A 14493-nucleotide genomic window follows, 5' to 3' on the forward strand; every position below is an offset into this window, starting at 1 on the left:
GAAAAGTTTATGCCAGAAAACAATAACATAAAACCCAGTGAAGTTTCGGAAGTGTTGCTCCAGCAACTGAAGGGGATTGACACTTCGCTGAAATTCGACGAAGTGGGTACCGTGCTTCAGGTGAGCGACGGTGTGGCACGTATGTACGGACTGCGTAATGCGGAGGCCAACGAGCTGCTCGAATTTGAAAACGGAACCATGGGTGTCGTGATGAATCTGGAGGAGGACAACGTGGGAGCTGTGCTTCTGGGACCTACCGACCAGATCAAGGAGGGTATGGTGGTGAAACGCACCAACCGTATCGCTTCTATCAATGTGGGCGAAGGCATGCTGGGCCGTGTAATCGACCCGCTGGGAGTGCCTTTGGACGGGCGCGGCGAGATAGGCGGCGAAAAATGCGAAATGCCGCTTGAACGCAAGGCACCGGGAGTTATCTTCCGCCAGCCGGTAACCGAACCGCTCCAGACAGGTCTGAAGGCTATCGACGCCATGATTCCTATCGGACGCGGACAGCGTGAGCTGATTATCGGCGACCGTCAGACGGGTAAGACGGCCATCGCCATTGATACCATCATCAACCAGCGCCACAACTATGAAGCCGGCGACCCGGTATATTGTATTTATGTTGCCGTAGGACAGAAAGGTTCTACAGTGGCGAGCCTTGTGAATGCGTTGCGCGAAAAGGGTGCGATGGATTACACCATTGTGGTAGCGGCTACCGCTTCCGACCCTGCTGCCCTGCAGTATTTCGCTCCGTTTGCGGGTGCCGCCATCGGCGAGTATTTCCGTGATACCGGCCGCCATGCGCTTGTGGTTTACGACGACCTGTCGAAGCAGGCTGTGGCTTACCGTGAGGTGTCCCTGATTCTGCGCCGTCCGTCAGGACGTGAAGCATATCCGGGCGATATCTTCTACCTGCACTCCCGTCTGCTGGAGCGTGCGGCGAAGATCATCAGCCAGCAGGAAGTGGCAGAACAGATGAACGACCTGCCTGCAAGCCTGAAAGGCAAGGTGAAGGCGGGCGGCTCGCTCACTGCACTGCCGATTATCGAAACGCAGGCAGGCGACGTTTCTGCTTACATCCCGACCAACGTGATTTCAATCACCGACGGTCAGATCTTCCTGGAAACGGACCTGTTCAACCAGGGATTCCGTCCTGCCATCAACGTGGGTATCTCTGTTTCCCGTGTGGGCGGAAGCGCGCAGATCAAGAGTATGAAGAAAGTGGCCGGTACGCTGAAAATCGACCAGGCTCAGTATCGCGAACTGGAGTCGTTCTCTAAGTTCAGCAGCGATATGGATCCTGTTACGGCGATGGCTATCGACCGCGGACGCAAGAACAACCAGCTGCTGATACAGCCCCAGTACTCGCCGATGCCGGTGGGCGAACAGGTGGCTATCCTGTATTGCGGTACGCACGCGCTGATGCGCGATATACCTATTGACAAGGTGCGCGCTTTCCAGGACGCTTTCCTGACCAGCTTGCGGGCAAACCACAAGGAAGACGTGATTGACGTGCTTGCCGCAGGAAAGATCAGCGACGAAGTAACAGCGATTATCGAAAAAGTAGCTGCCGATACAGCCGGACAGTTCATCGTTAAAGAGTAAGCGCCATGGCATCACTGAAAGAAGTAAAAGGAAGAATCAACTCCATCAACAGTACGCTGAAGATCACTTCGGCCATGAAGATGGTGGCGTCGGCCAAGCTGCATAAGGCACAGGCTGCCATTGAAAGCATGCTTCCTTACGAACGCAGACTACACCGCATGCTTACCAATTTTTTGGGTGCGGGGCTGACAGTGGAGTCTTCTTTCATCGTGAATCATGAGGTGAAAAAGATTGCCATTGTAGTGTTTGCTTCGAACAGTAGCTTGTGCGGCGGCTTTAACGCAAATGTTATCCGTCATCTGAACGATCTGATCGACAAGTACAGCAAAGAGGTGGGGCGTGAGAACCTGCTCATCTATCCGGTGGGGCGCAAAGTGGCCGATGCCGTGAAGAAGATGAAGGGGGTTGTGCCGATGGGCGATTTCCAGCACATGAGCGGCAAGCCGAACTATAAGGAGGCTGCCGGACTGGCTGAGGAACTGATGGAGCGTTTCCTGAACGGGGAAATCCAGCGTGTGGAACTGCTCTACAACCATTTCAAGTCGACTTCTACACAGGTTCTGACTCACGAAACCTATTTGCCTATCGACTTGTCGGGAGAGGCGAACGGCGCGAAAGCGGAGGGTGCGGATGAGGATGCCATGAATGCTGACTACATCATCGAGCCTTCGGCAGAGAAGATTGTGGAGAAGCTTCTTCCGAAAGTTCTCTGCATGAAGATCTACACCGTGCTGCTTGACAGTGCGGCTGCCGAACATGCGGCCCGCACGATGGCTATGCAGATTGCAACCGATAACGCGAACGATTTGATACAGGAACTTACATTGCTTTACAACAAGAGCCGTCAGCAGGCGATTACCAACGAGCTGTTGGATATCGTGGGCGGTACGATGGCCTGATTGTGAGAATGCGGATATTTTAGAGGCTGTGCCAAAACTGGAAATGACCTTCAAAAAACAATGAAAGTGATTTTCCGTTTGGCACAGCTTCTGTTTTTTGTGAGCAAAAAATGCGTGAAAAGCTTGCACAATTGAAAGTAAATCTCTACCTTTGCATCGCTTTTGAGAAATGAAGCTTCGGGGTGTAGCGCAGTCCGGTTAGCGCACCTGCTTTGGGAGCAGGGGGTCGTGGGTTCGAATCCCGCTACCCCGACGAAGGAATCGAGGAGTTACGGTAAGACGTAGCTCCTTTTTTTATTGTCTGCTGTCCGGATGAGCCTGAATGTATATGCCGGCGAAGCTGTCACTAACGGAATCACTCCCCGCTCTTTTTCCAGAGATTGTTGCGGTATGCTGTCGGGTAAAGCCCGGTCTGCTTCTTCACATACCTGCTGAAATACGATACGGACGAGAAATGAAGCCGGTCGGCGATGTCAGTCAGCGTAAGTTCCTTTTGGCATAACAGGTTGGCGATTTCATGAAGCGTGAAGCGGTCTATCCAGTATGTGGCTGGCTTTCCGCTGGCTTTTCTGCATATTTCAGAAAGGTAGTGCGGCGTGACGCAAAGCCTGGATGCGTAATAAGGCACATCCCGATGTGTGATGTATTCGCCGCCGTACAGCATGTCCACAAACTGCTGCAAAAGCTTAGCCGTGCGTTCCGGCACCGGGCGGGGAGCCTGTCCCCGCGCATGTATGTCGTATAAGTCCAGGATATGCGCCATCAGCAGATAGCCCAGCATCTCTTCGCGGAAGAGGTGCGTCTTGTCTGCCAGCCTTTCGCGGAGCCGTTCCATGTCGCTGCTGCACTTCCGGAAGTCGGGCGGAGAGAGCTTCATCACCGGATTCTGCAGCAGGCTCAGGTGTCCGATGATGCCGTAATTGTTGCGTATGGCTATCGACAGGACAAACGGTTCGGACAGCCCCATCGTTATCCCTTCGTAGTCATCCGATTCGGAAAATCCGGAAGCCAGCGACATATTGGTCAGGATGACATAGTCGCCGGCCGCAATGTTGTAGTGTACATTCTGGAAGCGGAAGCTCATGCTGCCCCGCCTGCACAGGATATGAATCACGCAACAGGGATTGTCCGTGACATCATACTCCTTGACTGATCTGATAAAGAATATCTTGTTCCATTCCTGCCTTTCCATACGCTGCCTGTCGTTGCCGGTTGTTGAAGCAAAATTAGGCAAAAACCACGAAAAGTGCATATTTCTCCACTCATTTTGCATCAAGATTCTTGCGTGCAGCCTCTAATTTTGTTGTGGAAATCAAAAAACGATGAGAAAAATGAAACAGGTAAGATTGAACAACGGAGTGATGATGCCGTCCATAGGATTCGGCGTCTTCCAGATTCCCGTGGATGAAACGGAGCGCATTGTTTCCGATGCGCTGGAAGTGGGCTACCGGATGATAGACACGGCGGCTTCTTATTTCAACGAAGAGCAGGTGGGAAACGCCTTGCGTCACAGCGGACTGAAGCGCGAGGAGGTGTTTGTGACCACCAAACTGTGGGTGCAGGATTACGAGTACGACGATGCCTTGCGCGCTTTCGACCTTTCGATGAAGAAGCTCGGGCTGGATTATCTCGACCTCTACCTGCTGCATAAGCCCTATGGGAACTATTATGCCGCATGGCGTGCGGCGGAACGGCTCTACCGGGAGGGACGCATCCGTGCCATCGGCGTGACGAGCTTCAGCAGCGAACGTTTGCAGGATCTTTTTCTTCACAACGAGGTGAAGCCTGCCGTCAACCAGTTGGAAACGCATCCGTTCTTCCAGCAGCAGGCAGCCAACACCTTCCTCAGGCACGAAGGCATCCAGCACGAGGCGTGGGCGCCGTTTGCCGAGGGACAGAGCGGCATCTGGAACAACCCCACGCTGAAGGCCATCGCCGCCCGGCACGGCAAGACGGTGGGAAACGTTGTTCTGCGCTGGCTGAACCAGCGGAACATTGTCGTCATCCCCAAGACCGTGAGCCGCGAACGCATGGTGGAGAATCTCAGCATCTTCGACTTTGACCTTACGGACGAGGAAATGCTGGCCATCGCCGGACTGGACACCGGACGCAGCCCAATCTATGACGATATGGATTTGCAGACAGTGAAAGGAATAGGAACTTATAAAATACACGAATGACCATGAAGACCATTACATTGAACAACGGCGTGGAAATGCCGGCAGTGGGCTACGGCGTATGGCAGATAGCTCCGGAAGCATGCGAACGCTATGTGTCGGAAGCGCTTGCTGCGGGCTACCGTTCCATCGACACGGCACAGGCGTATTACAACGAAGAGGGGGTGGGGAACGCTCTCCGCAAGAGCGGCATTCCCCGCGAAAAGCTGTTCGTGACAACCAAGGTGTGGATCAGCAATGCCGGCGACGAAAAGGCGGCGCGCAGCATCGACGAATCGCTCCGCAGGCTTCAGACCGACTATATCGACCTGCTGCTTGTCCATCAGCCTTTCGGCGACTATTACGGTACCTACCGGGCAATGGAAAAAGCCTGCAAAGCGGGAAAGGTGAGGGCCATCGGACTGAGCAACTTCTATGACGCCCGTTTCGTCGACCTTGCCGAAAACATGGAGGTGAAGCCTGCCATCGTGCAGCTTGAAACGCATGTGTTCTGCCAGCAGGCGAAGATGCGCGAACTGGTGAAGCCTTACGGCACCCGCATCATGGCGTGGAGTCCGCTGGCACGCGGCATGAACGGTCTGTTCGGCAACGGAACCTTGCAGGCCATTGCCGACCGGCACGGCAAGGACATTGCGCAGATCTGCCTGAAGTTTCTGACGGACGAAGGAATCGCCGTCATTCCCCAGTCCACACGGAAGGAGCGCATGGCAAGCAATCTCGCCATCGGCGATTTCGAGCTGACGGATGAGGAGCGCGGCATGATCCGCAGCATGGACGGGGGAAAGCCGCTGGCGGCCGACTTCAACGACCCTGCTCTGGCGAAATTCCTTTTGGATTACGACAGGCAGTTCAATCCCGGCAAATGAGCCGGATCCGGAGCGGCAGGCCTTGAACAGACGCTAAAATAAGCCGGCTCGGGCGGAATATTTCTGGAAATTCGTTATTTTTGCTGCAAACGCACCAATGATAAGTGAGTGCATAAAATAATTGATAGCATCAGAAACACAGATTTTCGCAGATTAAAAGCAGGCAATCAGCGCAATTACCTGCGAAAATCCGCGTTAGTCTGCGTTTCTGGACAGGCATATTTGTATAAACTAATTCTCAACATCTATTTATATGTTAGCCTATACTTATATTGAACACGGAAAGTTCGGCCTTCTTGACAAGCCGAAACCTGTACTGGAAGATCCGCGCGACGCGATTGTGCGCGTCACGCTCGGAAGTGTCTGTACGAGCGACCTGCATATCAAGCACGGCAGTGTGCCGCGGGCTGTTCCCGGCATTACTGTCGGCCATGAGATGGTGGGAGTGGTTGAGGCTGTGGGAACGGAGGTCACGAACGTAAAGCCCGGCGATCGGGTCACGGTGAATGTGGAAACGTTTTGCGGAGAGTGCTTCTTCTGCCGCCGCGGATATGTGAACAACTGCACCGACCCCAACGGGGGATGGGCGCTGGGATGCCGTATCGACGGAGGGCAGGCGGAATACGTGCGGGTGCCTTATGCCGACCGCGGGCTGAACCGCATTCCCGATTCCGTGACCGACGAGCAGGCGTTGTTTGTGGGGGATATTCTGGCAACCGGCTTCTGGGCCGCACGCATATCGGAAATTGCGGAAGAAGATACGGTGCTCATCATCGGGGCCGGGCCTACGGGCATCTGCACCTTGCAGTGTGTGATGCTGAAGCGTCCCGAAAAAATCATCGTCTGTGAGCGGTCGGACGAAAGAATACGCTTTGTCCGTGCGCATTATCCCGGCGTGCTGGCGGTGAAGCCGGAAGAATGCAGGGACTTTGTCCGTGCCCAAAGCCGTCATGGAGGAGCGGATGTGGTGATCGAGGTGGCAGGCGCGGACGATACCTTCCGGCTGGCCTGGGAGTGCGCCCGTCCGAATGCGGTGGTTACGGTGGTGGCGCTTTACGACAAGCCTCAGGTGCTTCCTTTGCCGGACATGTACGGAAAGAACCTGACATTCAAGACCGGAGGCGTGGACGGATGCGACTGCGCCGAGATTCTCCGCCTGATAGAGGAAGGCAGGATTGACACCACGCCGCTCATCACTCACCGCTTTCCGCTGAGCCGGATAGAAGAGGCTTACCGGATATTCGAGAACAGGCTCGACGGAGTGATAAAGGTGGCGATAGTGGGATGAACGTCATTTGCGCAGCTCCCAGAAGGCAACGGCCGAGGCCGCGGCGACATTGAGCGAGTCCACTCCGTGCGCCATGGGGATGCGCACCACGTAGTCGGCCTGCGCTATCGTTTCGTGAGGCAGTCCGTCGCCTTCGGTTCCCAGCACGAGAGCCAGCCGCTGCTCCTGCTTCAAGGCCGGACTGTCGAGCGGAATCGAGTTGTCGGTCAGCGCCATGGCTGCCGTGCGGAATCCCATCTGCCGGAGCTCGGACAGGCCGGGATCTGTCCATCCCCATGGAATCAGAAACACCGAACCCATCGACACGCGCACGGCCCGGCGGTTCAGCGGGTCGCATGAGTCGGGTGTCAGCAGCACGGCGTCAATGCCCAGCGCCGCCGCCGAGCGGAATATGGCTCCGATGTTGGTGGTGTCTGTAACTCCCTTTATCACGGCAACCCGCCGCGCGTTCCGGCATACCTGTGCCGTCATCAGCCGGAGCGGACGGCGCATGGCGCAGAGCACGCCGCGCGTCAGCACATATCCCGTGAGCCGGGAGAGCAGTTCGCGGCTTCCGGTGTAGACCGGAATGCCTTCGCAGCGGGACAGGATGTCTGCCGCGTCGCCTTCGATGTGCTTCTTCTCGCAGAGGATGGACAGCGGCTCGTATCCGGCATCCAGTGCCACGCGGATCACTTTGGGGCTTTCGGCGATGAACACGCCTTTTTCCGGCTCCAGCCGTTGGCGCAGCTGGGCTTCGGTGAGGCTGCTGAACACTTCCGTTCCCGGTTCGTCCAGCGAGGTGATTTCGATTATGGGCATAACTTTTTTGGGGGCAAAGATACGCACTTATCCCGTAAAGGGGGCGTGTTTTGCCGGATTCTTTTTGCGGCGGAGCTTCTTTCGGGCACAGCGCTTCCGGCCCCGTTCTGAGGGCTTCGGGAAGCGTCTGAAAAATGACGGGTCATCTTGATTAAAATAACGGCTTGTTTTGTTGAAGATGACGGGTTATTTTTTTATTTTTACGCCAACAACTTTCAGACATGGATATGGCAGCTTTTGATCTGTTTCTGTGGGTGATGTCGGCTGTCGCTCTGGCCGTATTTGTCGCCCTGTATTTTGTGAAGGCCGGCTACGGAATCTTCCGTACCCCGTCGTGGGGAGTGTCCGTCGACAACCGGTGGGCATGGATGCTGATGGAGTGTCCGGTCTTTGCCGTGATGTTTGTTCTGTGGGCGAGGAGCGGCGTGGGCTTTGCCATGCCCCAGTTTCTTTTCTTCCTTCTTTTCCAGTTGCACTACTTCCAGCGTGCGTTCGTCTTTCCGTTTCTGCTGAAGGGCAGGAGCCGGATGCCGGTTGCCATCATGGTGATGGGGATGGTGTTCAATGTGCTCAACGGACTGATGCAGGGCGGCGGGCTGTTCTGGTTCGGCCGTGCGGCCTGGGAGGAAGGAGCCTCCTGCCTGCTTGCGCCCCATGCCATTGCCGGACTTGCGCTGTTTGCCGTGGGGATGGGCATCAACCTCCATTCCGACCACGTGATCCGCAACCTCCGCAAGCCGGGAGATACGAAGCATTATCTGCCGCAGAAAGGCATGTACCGCTATGTTACCTCGGCCAACTATTTCGGCGAACTGCTGGAGTGGACAGGCTTTGCCATACTTACGGCATCCCCCGCCGCATGGGTGTTCGTGTGGTGGACGGCTGCCAATCTGGTGCCGCGTGCCGATGCCATCCACCGCAGGTATTGCGAGGAGTTCGGGAGAGAGGCCGTCGGCAGAAGGAAGAGAATCATTCCGTTTGTTTATTGATTGCAGAAAAATGAAAGACTCGAAACTTTTTACACCGGTTACACTGGGACCGTTGACGTTACGGAACCGCACCATCCGGTCGGCCGCCTTTGAGAGCATGTGTCCCGGAAACAAGCCTTCGCAGATGCTGCTCGACTACCATCGCTCGGTTGCCGCGGGAGGCGTGGGCATGACCACGGTTGCCTATGCGGCTGTTACGAGAAGCGGCCTGTCGTTCGACCGCCAGCTGTGGATGCGTCCCGAGATAGTGCCCGGCCTGCGCCGGCTGACCGATGCCGTCCATGCGGAAGGAGCGGCTGCAGCCATCCAGCTGGGGCATTGCGGCAACATGTCGCACAAGAGCATCTGCGGCTGTCTGCCCGTGGGAGCCAGCGGAGGCTTCAACCTTTATTCGCCTACCTTTGTGCGCGGACTCCGTGCCGGCGAGCTTCCCGAAATGGCAAAGGCTTATGGCAATGCCGTGAACCTTGCCCGCGAGTCGGGCTTCGATGCCGTGGAAATCCATGCCGGCCACGGTTACCTGATCAGCCAGTTTCTGTCGCCCGCCACGAACCGCCGCAAGGATGCATACGGCGGCTCGCTGCAGAACCGGATGCGTTTCATGGATATGGTGATGGACGAAGTGATGAAGGCGGCGGGAAACGATATGGCCGTGCTGGTGAAAATGAACATGCGCGACGGCTTCAAGGGAGGCATGGAGCTTGACGAAACGCTTCAGGTGGCCAGGCGGCTGGAGCAGTCGGGCGCGCACGCGCTGGTCCTCAGCGGAGGCTTTGTCAGCAAGGCTCCCATGTATGTGATGCGTGGAGAGATGCCGATCCGGAGCATGACCCACTACATGACGTGCTGGTGGCTGAAGTGCGGCGTCCGTCTGGCGGGGAAATGGATGATACCTTCCGTTCCGTTCAGGGAGGCTTATTTCCTGGAAGACGCGCTGAAGTTCAGAAAAGCAGTACGGATGCCGCTGGTGTATGTGGGAGGGCTTGTGTCGCGCGAGAAAATAGACGAGGTGCTTGATTGCGGGTTCGAGGCGGTGCAGATGGCGCGTGCGCTGCTCAACGACCCCGGGTTCGTCAACCGCATGCGTGCGGACGAGAAGGCTCGCTGCAACTGCCGCCACAGCAACTATTGCATCGCGCGGATGTATACCCTTGAGATGGCGTGCCACCAGCATCTGGAGGAAGAACTTCCCCCGTGCCTGAAAAAAGAAATTGATGAAATCGAAAAACGGCAGGCTGCGGACTATGGAGAATAACGGAAAACTGGCGGTCATAACGGGGGCGGACGGAGGCATGGGCAGGGAAATAACCCGGGCGGTTGCCGGAGCGGGCTATCGGGTGATCATGGCCTGCCTGCGCAGACAGAAGGCCGAAGAAGTGCGCGCAAGGCTGCTCCAGGAACGGCCCGGCCTGCAGATCGAGATCCGTAGCCTTGATCTCGCTTCGCTTGCGTCGGTGGCGGAGTTTGCCGGACGGATGCTGGAAGAGGGCAGGAGGATCGGCCTGCTGATGAACAACGCCGGCACGATGGAAACGGGGCTTCACGTCACGGAAGACGGACTGGAGCGGACGGTGAGCGTAAATTACGTGGGACATTACCTCCTGTCGCGGAAGCTTCTGCCGCTGATGGGCGAGGGAAGCCGCATCGTCAATATGGTTTCGTGTACCTATGCCGTGGGGCGGCTGGACTTTCCCGACTTCTTTACCCGCGGACGGAAAGGTTCGTTCTGGCGCATCCCGGTATACAGCAACACGAAGCTTGCGCTGACGCTTTTTACTCTGGATCTCGCTTCGCGCGTGAAAGACAGAGGGATTGTTGTCAATGCGGCCGATCCCGGCATCGTGTCGACCGACATCATCACGATGCACATGTGGTTTGATCCGCTGACCGACGTCTTCTTCCGCCCGTTCATACGCACACCGTTGCAGGGGGCCGCTACGGCCATTCACCTCCTGCTGGACGAGGATGCCGGAAAGCGCACCGGGACATTGAACGCGAACAGTCACGCCAGGCCGCTTTCGGACAAGTATATGCGCCATGTGCAGATGGGCGAGCTGTGGGAAAGGACAGAAGGGATTGTGGAAAAATGGTTGTAGTTTGAAAACAGTTGTTTTATGAAAGAAGAAAACGTGATACAGACGCAGCGTTACCATTCTCCGTGCGGAGAGCTGGTGCTCGGTTCGCTCGGCGGAAAGCTTTGCCTTTGCAACTGGACGGAGGAGAAGCATCCGGGCAGGGTGGAGCGGAGGCTGCGCAGGCTGCTGGCGGCGGAGTTTGAAGAATCTCCTTCGGAAGTGGTTGGAGAGGCCGCGAAACAGTTGGACGAATATTTCCGTGGCGGGCGGAGGGGCTTCACCGTTCCTTTGCTTTTTGCTGGCACGGATTTTCAGCAGAAAGTGTGGAGGCTGCTGCAAGAAATCCCATACGGCAGTACGCTCACCTATGCCGAGCTGGCGGCCGGGCTGGGCATGCCTGGGGCTGTGCGTGCGGTGGCGAATGCGAACGGTGCGAACGCCCTTTCTTTGTTTGTGCCTTGTCACCGGGTGATCGGTGCAGACGGCTCGCTTACGGGATATGCCGGAGGAACGGACGCGAAAAAATATCTCCTGGACCTGGAGCGCGGCTTTGGCGGTCAGCCTTGTTTCAGCTTTTCCACATAGCTGTCGATGAGCCTCATTTGCGATGGAATGGAAATTCACGTCAGACTGTCGGCAGAGGCTCAACAGCGGATGGCATACCGGCGGACAAATCAGCCTTTCCGCTTTTCTCTGCCTTTTACGGGTGAACCGCTGAACACGTCGCTCATGGGCATCGCGTCAAGGGCAGCATCTATGTCTTTGATCTCTTCGGCAGAAAGCAAGATGTCTGCCGCTCCGATGTTCTCCTTCAGCCGGCATCGTTTGCGCGTGCCGGGAATGGGAACGATCCACGGCTTCTTGCACATCATCCAGGCAAGAGAAATCTGTGCAGGCGTGGCGTGCTTCTGTTCTGCCAGCCTGTCAAGGAGAGAGAACAGCGCCTTGTTCTGCCCGAAGCTCTCCTTCTGGAATTGGGGCATGGAAGCGCGGTAGTCATCAGCCGCATCGAAACGGTCGTTTTCCGTATAATACCGGGTGAGCAGGCCGTTGGCAAGCGGAGAGAAGGCCACGAAGCCGATGCCCAGTTCTTCGAGCACGGGAAAAAGAGATTCATTCCGCCGTGCCATCATCGAATAGCGGTTTTGTATGGCTGTCACGGGACATACACGGTGCGCCCTGCGGATGTATGCTTCGCTTGCCTCCGAAAGTCCCCAGTGGAGAATCTTGCCCTCCTTTATCAGGCCGGCCATCACGGACGCCACCGTTTCCGGTTCTGTTTCCGGATCTGTGCGATGCTGGTAATAGAGGTCGATATGGTCGGTCTGCAACCTCTTCAGGGAGCCTTCGACCGAACGGCGTATTGTTTCCGGACGCGAATCCGTGATGACGGCATGTGTGCCGGATGCCTCCGGATTCTCAAACGAAATGCCGAATTTGGTTGCCAAGACGATTCTGTTTCGGAAAGGTTTGAGGGCTTCTCCCAACAGCTCCTCGTTGTCATGAGGATTGCCGGCGGTGCCGTATGCTTCAGCCGTGTCGAAAAACGTGTAGCCCATATCCACCGCATCTGCCAGCAGTTCGGTCATCTCCCGTCTGTCTGCCGGTGCGCCGTAAGCGTAGCTCATGCCCATGCATCCCAATCCTATGGCGGACACTCTCAGTCCGCTCAAGCCTAATGTTCTGTAGTTCATATTTTGATTCTTATTGTATCGTCGCAAAATTACGGCGGCCGGAGAAAAACCGCTTTACAAGGATTGCGGTAGGACATGCACTTATTTCCGTTTTTGTCCAATAAATGCAAAAAAGCAGGCGTTCCGGGAAGTCTTACGGGAGTTATCGGCTTGAAATATGTATATTTGCGGGGAATACAGGAAAATGAGGATATGGCAGAAACGGAAAATATTATCATAAAGGATACTCTGGACGGACTGGGCACGGACGCTTACAGCAATTACCTCGCCCATGCCCTTTGTCTGGCAGGCAGTTGCAGGCTGAAATACAACGGAGAGGAACGCGAGCTGCAGGCGGGCGACCTGATGATTGTACGCAAGGGCAAGCTGGTGGAACGCATTCGCCCGGCAGACGATTTCCGGGTAAAGGTGATATACGTGACCTCTGAATTTGTCGTACTCTCCACGCCGCTCAGCAACTATGGCATGAAGGGTCAGCTTGCCCTGTTCCTCAATCCCATCATGAAACTGAATGCCGAACAACGCGAGTTGTGCCGCAAGGATTTCGAAATGGTGGAAGCGCGGCTGGCACAGACCGGCCATCATTTCCGCCGCGACTTGCTGATAGCCTCCGTACAGATGCTGATTATTGATTTCTTCAATTTCCATTCCCATCTTTACGGAGTGGACAACATCCCGCAGCAAAGTGCCGCAATTATGAACGGATTTCTCAATATGCTGGAAAACGGGACGTACCGCGAACACCGCGAAGTGAACTGGTATGCCGACAAGCTGTGCGTTACGCCCAAATACCTGTCCGAAGTTTCCCGCAAGATAAGCGGTTACGCCGCCAACTACTGGATAAACCGCTACACCGTGCTCGACATCTCCCGCCTGCTCCGCGACAAGTCGCTGACCTTCGTGCGTATTTCCGACCTGTTCGGTTTCTCATCGCCTGCCTATTTCAGCCGTTACGTGCAGCAGCATCTGGGGGTAAGCCCGACGGAGTATAGGGGATGATATCCTTGTTAAGTAACTATAACCGTCCATAAAGAAAGAGATAGACATTAAATAGGATATATATGGAACAACAATTTTGTCAAAGTTGCGGCATGCCCCTGAACGATGAGAACAGAGGGACTAATGCCGATGGAAGCCGTAGCGAAGATTATTGCATGTATTGTTACAAGAACGGTGCGTTTACCCAGGATTTCACGATGGGACAAATGATTGAGTTCTGCCTGCAATTCTTAGACCAATGGAATGCACAGGCTGGATGTAACTTAACTCCCATACAGGCCAAAGAACAAATGCTTCAATACTTTCCGCGCCTGAAACGGTGGAAAGAAAAAGACGAACGGACACTGGCGGAAAAAGCAACCCATTTGCTTGCCCAATGCGAGAACGTGACGGTCGCTTCCATAGATGCCAACGGTTATCCCCGACCTGTGCAGATGTCCAAGATTGGAGCAAAGGGTTTTCATGAGGTGTGGATGGCGACAAGCGCCGATTCTGTAAAGGTCAATGATTTTAAGGCGAACGACAAGGCGGGTCTTTGTTATGATCATTACGGAGACGGGGTTGCCCTACGCGGAACAGTAGAGGTTATCACGGACGATGCCATCCGCAAGGAAATGTGGCAAGACTGGTTTGCCTATCATTTCCCCGGCGGACCGAACGACCCGAATTATGTGCTTCTTCACTTCGTTGGCAAGGAAGCCACCTTCTGGATTAACGGTGAATTTTCTCACTCCAACATCTGATATTTATGAAACCTGTCGTATCCGATACGCACAACATCGCCGCTTGCGGTCTTTATTGCGGAGCTTGCCGCAAGTTCTTGACAGGGAAATGCCCCGGATGCAAATGCAATGAAAAGGCGACTTGGTGCAAAATCCGTTCGTGTTGTCAAGAAAACAAGTTCAATACCTGCGCTGAATGCTCCCATGATGTAAAGGAATGCAAGGTGTTTTCCAATTGGATAGGCAAGGTGTTCGCTTTCCTTTTCAATTCCGACCGTGCCGCCTGCATCCATTACATCAAGGAACATGGCGAACAGGCTTTTGCCGAAGAAATGACCCAACGTAAATGTCAGACCATTAAAAGAAGAAAATAGA

The 14493-nt window shown here is 55.2% G+C and carries 15 protein-coding genes and 1 tRNA gene; 13 read left to right on the forward strand and 3 right to left on the reverse strand.

Annotated elements, in window-relative coordinates; translation table 11 throughout:
- Positions 1–9 precede the first annotated feature (9 nt).
- From atpA to QUW60_RS03525, 3 genes are all read left to right on the forward strand, one after another.
- Positions 10–1608: a F0F1 ATP synthase subunit alpha gene (gene atpA, locus QUW60_RS03515; RefSeq protein WP_258337671.1), complete on the forward strand. Its 1599-nt coding sequence runs from the start codon at positions 10–12 to the stop codon at positions 1606–1608.
- Positions 1609–1613: 5 nt separating this feature from the next.
- The gene (locus QUW60_RS03520) at positions 1614–2507 is read left to right on the forward strand and encodes a F0F1 ATP synthase subunit gamma (RefSeq protein ID WP_258337670.1); all 894 of its coding nucleotides are present in this window, start codon (positions 1614–1616) and stop codon (positions 2505–2507) included.
- Positions 2508–2685: 178 nt separating this feature from the next.
- Positions 2686–2760, forward strand: a tRNA-Pro gene (locus tag QUW60_RS03525).
- A 102-nt stretch (positions 2761–2862) separates the two neighbouring features.
- Here QUW60_RS03525 and QUW60_RS03530 read toward each other — a convergent pair.
- The gene (locus QUW60_RS03530; RefSeq protein WP_289558458.1) at positions 2863–3699 is read right to left on the reverse strand and encodes a helix-turn-helix domain-containing protein; all 837 of its coding nucleotides are present in this window, start codon (positions 3697–3699) and stop codon (positions 2863–2865) included.
- Positions 3700–3838: 139 nt separating this feature from the next.
- Here QUW60_RS03530 and QUW60_RS03535 point away from each other — a divergent pair, with 139 nt between their 5' ends.
- The 3 genes from QUW60_RS03535 to QUW60_RS03545 all read left to right on the forward strand — a co-directional run bounded on the left by QUW60_RS03535 (position 3839) and on the right by QUW60_RS03545 (position 6838).
- Positions 3839–4687, forward strand: coding sequence for an aldo/keto reductase (locus tag QUW60_RS03535; RefSeq protein ID WP_289558459.1), 849 nt, complete (start codon positions 3839–3841; stop codon positions 4685–4687).
- Between the two features lie 2 nt (positions 4688–4689).
- A complete protein-coding gene (locus QUW60_RS03540; protein WP_289558461.1) occupies positions 4690–5550 on the forward strand; it encodes an aldo/keto reductase in 861 nt (286 codons plus the stop codon).
- A 253-nt stretch (positions 5551–5803) separates the two neighbouring features.
- Complete coding sequence (locus tag QUW60_RS03545) at positions 5804–6838, forward strand: alcohol dehydrogenase (protein ID WP_289558463.1); 1035 nt, start codon at positions 5804–5806, stop codon at positions 6836–6838.
- 3 nt (positions 6839–6841) lie between these two features.
- Here QUW60_RS03545 and QUW60_RS03550 read toward each other — a convergent pair whose 3' ends face one another.
- The gene (locus tag QUW60_RS03550) at positions 6842–7639 is read right to left on the reverse strand and encodes a TrmH family RNA methyltransferase (RefSeq protein WP_289558465.1); all 798 of its coding nucleotides are present in this window, start codon (positions 7637–7639) and stop codon (positions 6842–6844) included.
- A gap of 221 nt (positions 7640–7860) precedes the next feature.
- Between QUW60_RS03550 and QUW60_RS03555 the strand changes: the two genes are divergently transcribed.
- From QUW60_RS03555 to QUW60_RS03570, 4 genes are read left to right on the forward strand one after another with little or no spacing between them, the layout of a single operon-like run.
- Positions 7861–8628: a DUF1295 domain-containing protein gene (locus QUW60_RS03555; protein WP_434736839.1), complete on the forward strand. Its 768-nt coding sequence runs from the start codon at positions 7861–7863 to the stop codon at positions 8626–8628.
- 10 nt (positions 8629–8638) lie between these two features.
- Entirely contained in the window at positions 8639–9883 is a 1245-nt protein-coding gene (locus tag QUW60_RS03560; protein WP_258337663.1) for an NADH:flavin oxidoreductase, read from the forward strand.
- Positions 9873–10724, forward strand: coding sequence for an SDR family oxidoreductase (locus QUW60_RS03565; protein ID WP_289558629.1), 852 nt, complete (start codon positions 9873–9875; stop codon positions 10722–10724). Before QUW60_RS03560 ends, QUW60_RS03565 begins: the two co-directional genes overlap by 11 nt.
- Before the next feature lie 18 nt (positions 10725–10742).
- Entirely contained in the window at positions 10743–11288 is a 546-nt protein-coding gene (locus tag QUW60_RS03570; protein WP_289558469.1) for a methylated-DNA--[protein]-cysteine S-methyltransferase, read from the forward strand.
- 89 nt (positions 11289–11377) lie between these two features.
- Here QUW60_RS03570 and QUW60_RS03575 read toward each other — a convergent pair whose 3' ends face one another.
- Complete coding sequence (locus QUW60_RS03575) at positions 11378–12397, reverse strand: aldo/keto reductase (protein ID WP_289558470.1); 1020 nt, start codon at positions 12395–12397, stop codon at positions 11378–11380.
- 192 nt (positions 12398–12589) lie between these two features.
- Here QUW60_RS03575 and QUW60_RS03580 point away from each other — a divergent pair, with 192 nt between their 5' ends.
- The 3 genes from QUW60_RS03580 to QUW60_RS03590 all read left to right on the forward strand — a co-directional run bounded on the left by QUW60_RS03580 (position 12590) and on the right by QUW60_RS03590 (position 14492).
- Complete coding sequence (locus QUW60_RS03580) at positions 12590–13396, forward strand: helix-turn-helix domain-containing protein (RefSeq protein WP_289558472.1); 807 nt, start codon at positions 12590–12592, stop codon at positions 13394–13396.
- 62 nt (positions 13397–13458) lie between these two features.
- Positions 13459–14139 (forward strand): zinc ribbon domain-containing protein, encoded by a 681-nt coding sequence (locus tag QUW60_RS03585; RefSeq protein ID WP_289558474.1) that lies wholly within the window; start codon positions 13459–13461, stop codon positions 14137–14139.
- Positions 14140–14144: 5 nt separating this feature from the next.
- Positions 14145–14492 (forward strand): DUF3795 domain-containing protein, encoded by a 348-nt coding sequence (locus QUW60_RS03590; protein WP_289558476.1) that lies wholly within the window; start codon positions 14145–14147, stop codon positions 14490–14492.
- Position 14493: the final 1 nt, after the last annotated feature.

Origin of the sequence: Bacteroides gallinaceum (assembly GCF_030373775.1) — a bacterium.
Classification (GTDB): domain Bacteria; phylum Bacteroidota; class Bacteroidia; order Bacteroidales; family Bacteroidaceae; genus Phocaeicola; species Phocaeicola excrementipullorum.

Coding starts and splice junctions, on each gene's coding strand:
- atpA (WP_258337671.1), top strand. CDS start 10: ATGCCAGAAAACAATAACATAAAACCCAGTGAAGTTTCGGAAGTGTTG.
- QUW60_RS03520 (WP_258337670.1), top strand. CDS start 1,614: ATGGCATCACTGAAAGAAGTAAAAGGAAGAATCAACTCCATCAACAGT.
- QUW60_RS03530 (WP_289558458.1), bottom strand. CDS start 3,699: ATGGAAAGGCAGGAATGGAACAAGATATTCTTTATCAGATCAGTCAAG.
- QUW60_RS03535 (WP_289558459.1), top strand. CDS start 3,839: ATGAAACAGGTAAGATTGAACAACGGAGTGATGATGCCGTCCATAGGA.
- QUW60_RS03540 (WP_289558461.1), top strand. CDS start 4,690: ATGAAGACCATTACATTGAACAACGGCGTGGAAATGCCGGCAGTGGGC.
- QUW60_RS03545 (WP_289558463.1), top strand. CDS start 5,804: ATGTTAGCCTATACTTATATTGAACACGGAAAGTTCGGCCTTCTTGAC.
- QUW60_RS03550 (WP_289558465.1), bottom strand. CDS start 7,639: ATGCCCATAATCGAAATCACCTCGCTGGACGAACCGGGAACGGAAGTG.
- QUW60_RS03555 (WP_434736839.1), top strand. CDS start 7,861: ATGGATATGGCAGCTTTTGATCTGTTTCTGTGGGTGATGTCGGCTGTC.
- QUW60_RS03560 (WP_258337663.1), top strand. CDS start 8,639: ATGAAAGACTCGAAACTTTTTACACCGGTTACACTGGGACCGTTGACG.
- QUW60_RS03565 (WP_289558629.1), top strand. CDS start 9,873: ATGGAGAATAACGGAAAACTGGCGGTCATAACGGGGGCGGACGGAGGC.
- QUW60_RS03570 (WP_289558469.1), top strand. CDS start 10,743: ATGAAAGAAGAAAACGTGATACAGACGCAGCGTTACCATTCTCCGTGC.
- QUW60_RS03575 (WP_289558470.1), bottom strand. CDS start 12,397: ATGAACTACAGAACATTAGGCTTGAGCGGACTGAGAGTGTCCGCCATA.
- QUW60_RS03580 (WP_289558472.1), top strand. CDS start 12,590: ATGGCAGAAACGGAAAATATTATCATAAAGGATACTCTGGACGGACTG.
- QUW60_RS03585 (WP_289558474.1), top strand. CDS start 13,459: ATGGAACAACAATTTTGTCAAAGTTGCGGCATGCCCCTGAACGATGAG.
- QUW60_RS03590 (WP_289558476.1), top strand. CDS start 14,145: ATGAAACCTGTCGTATCCGATACGCACAACATCGCCGCTTGCGGTCTT.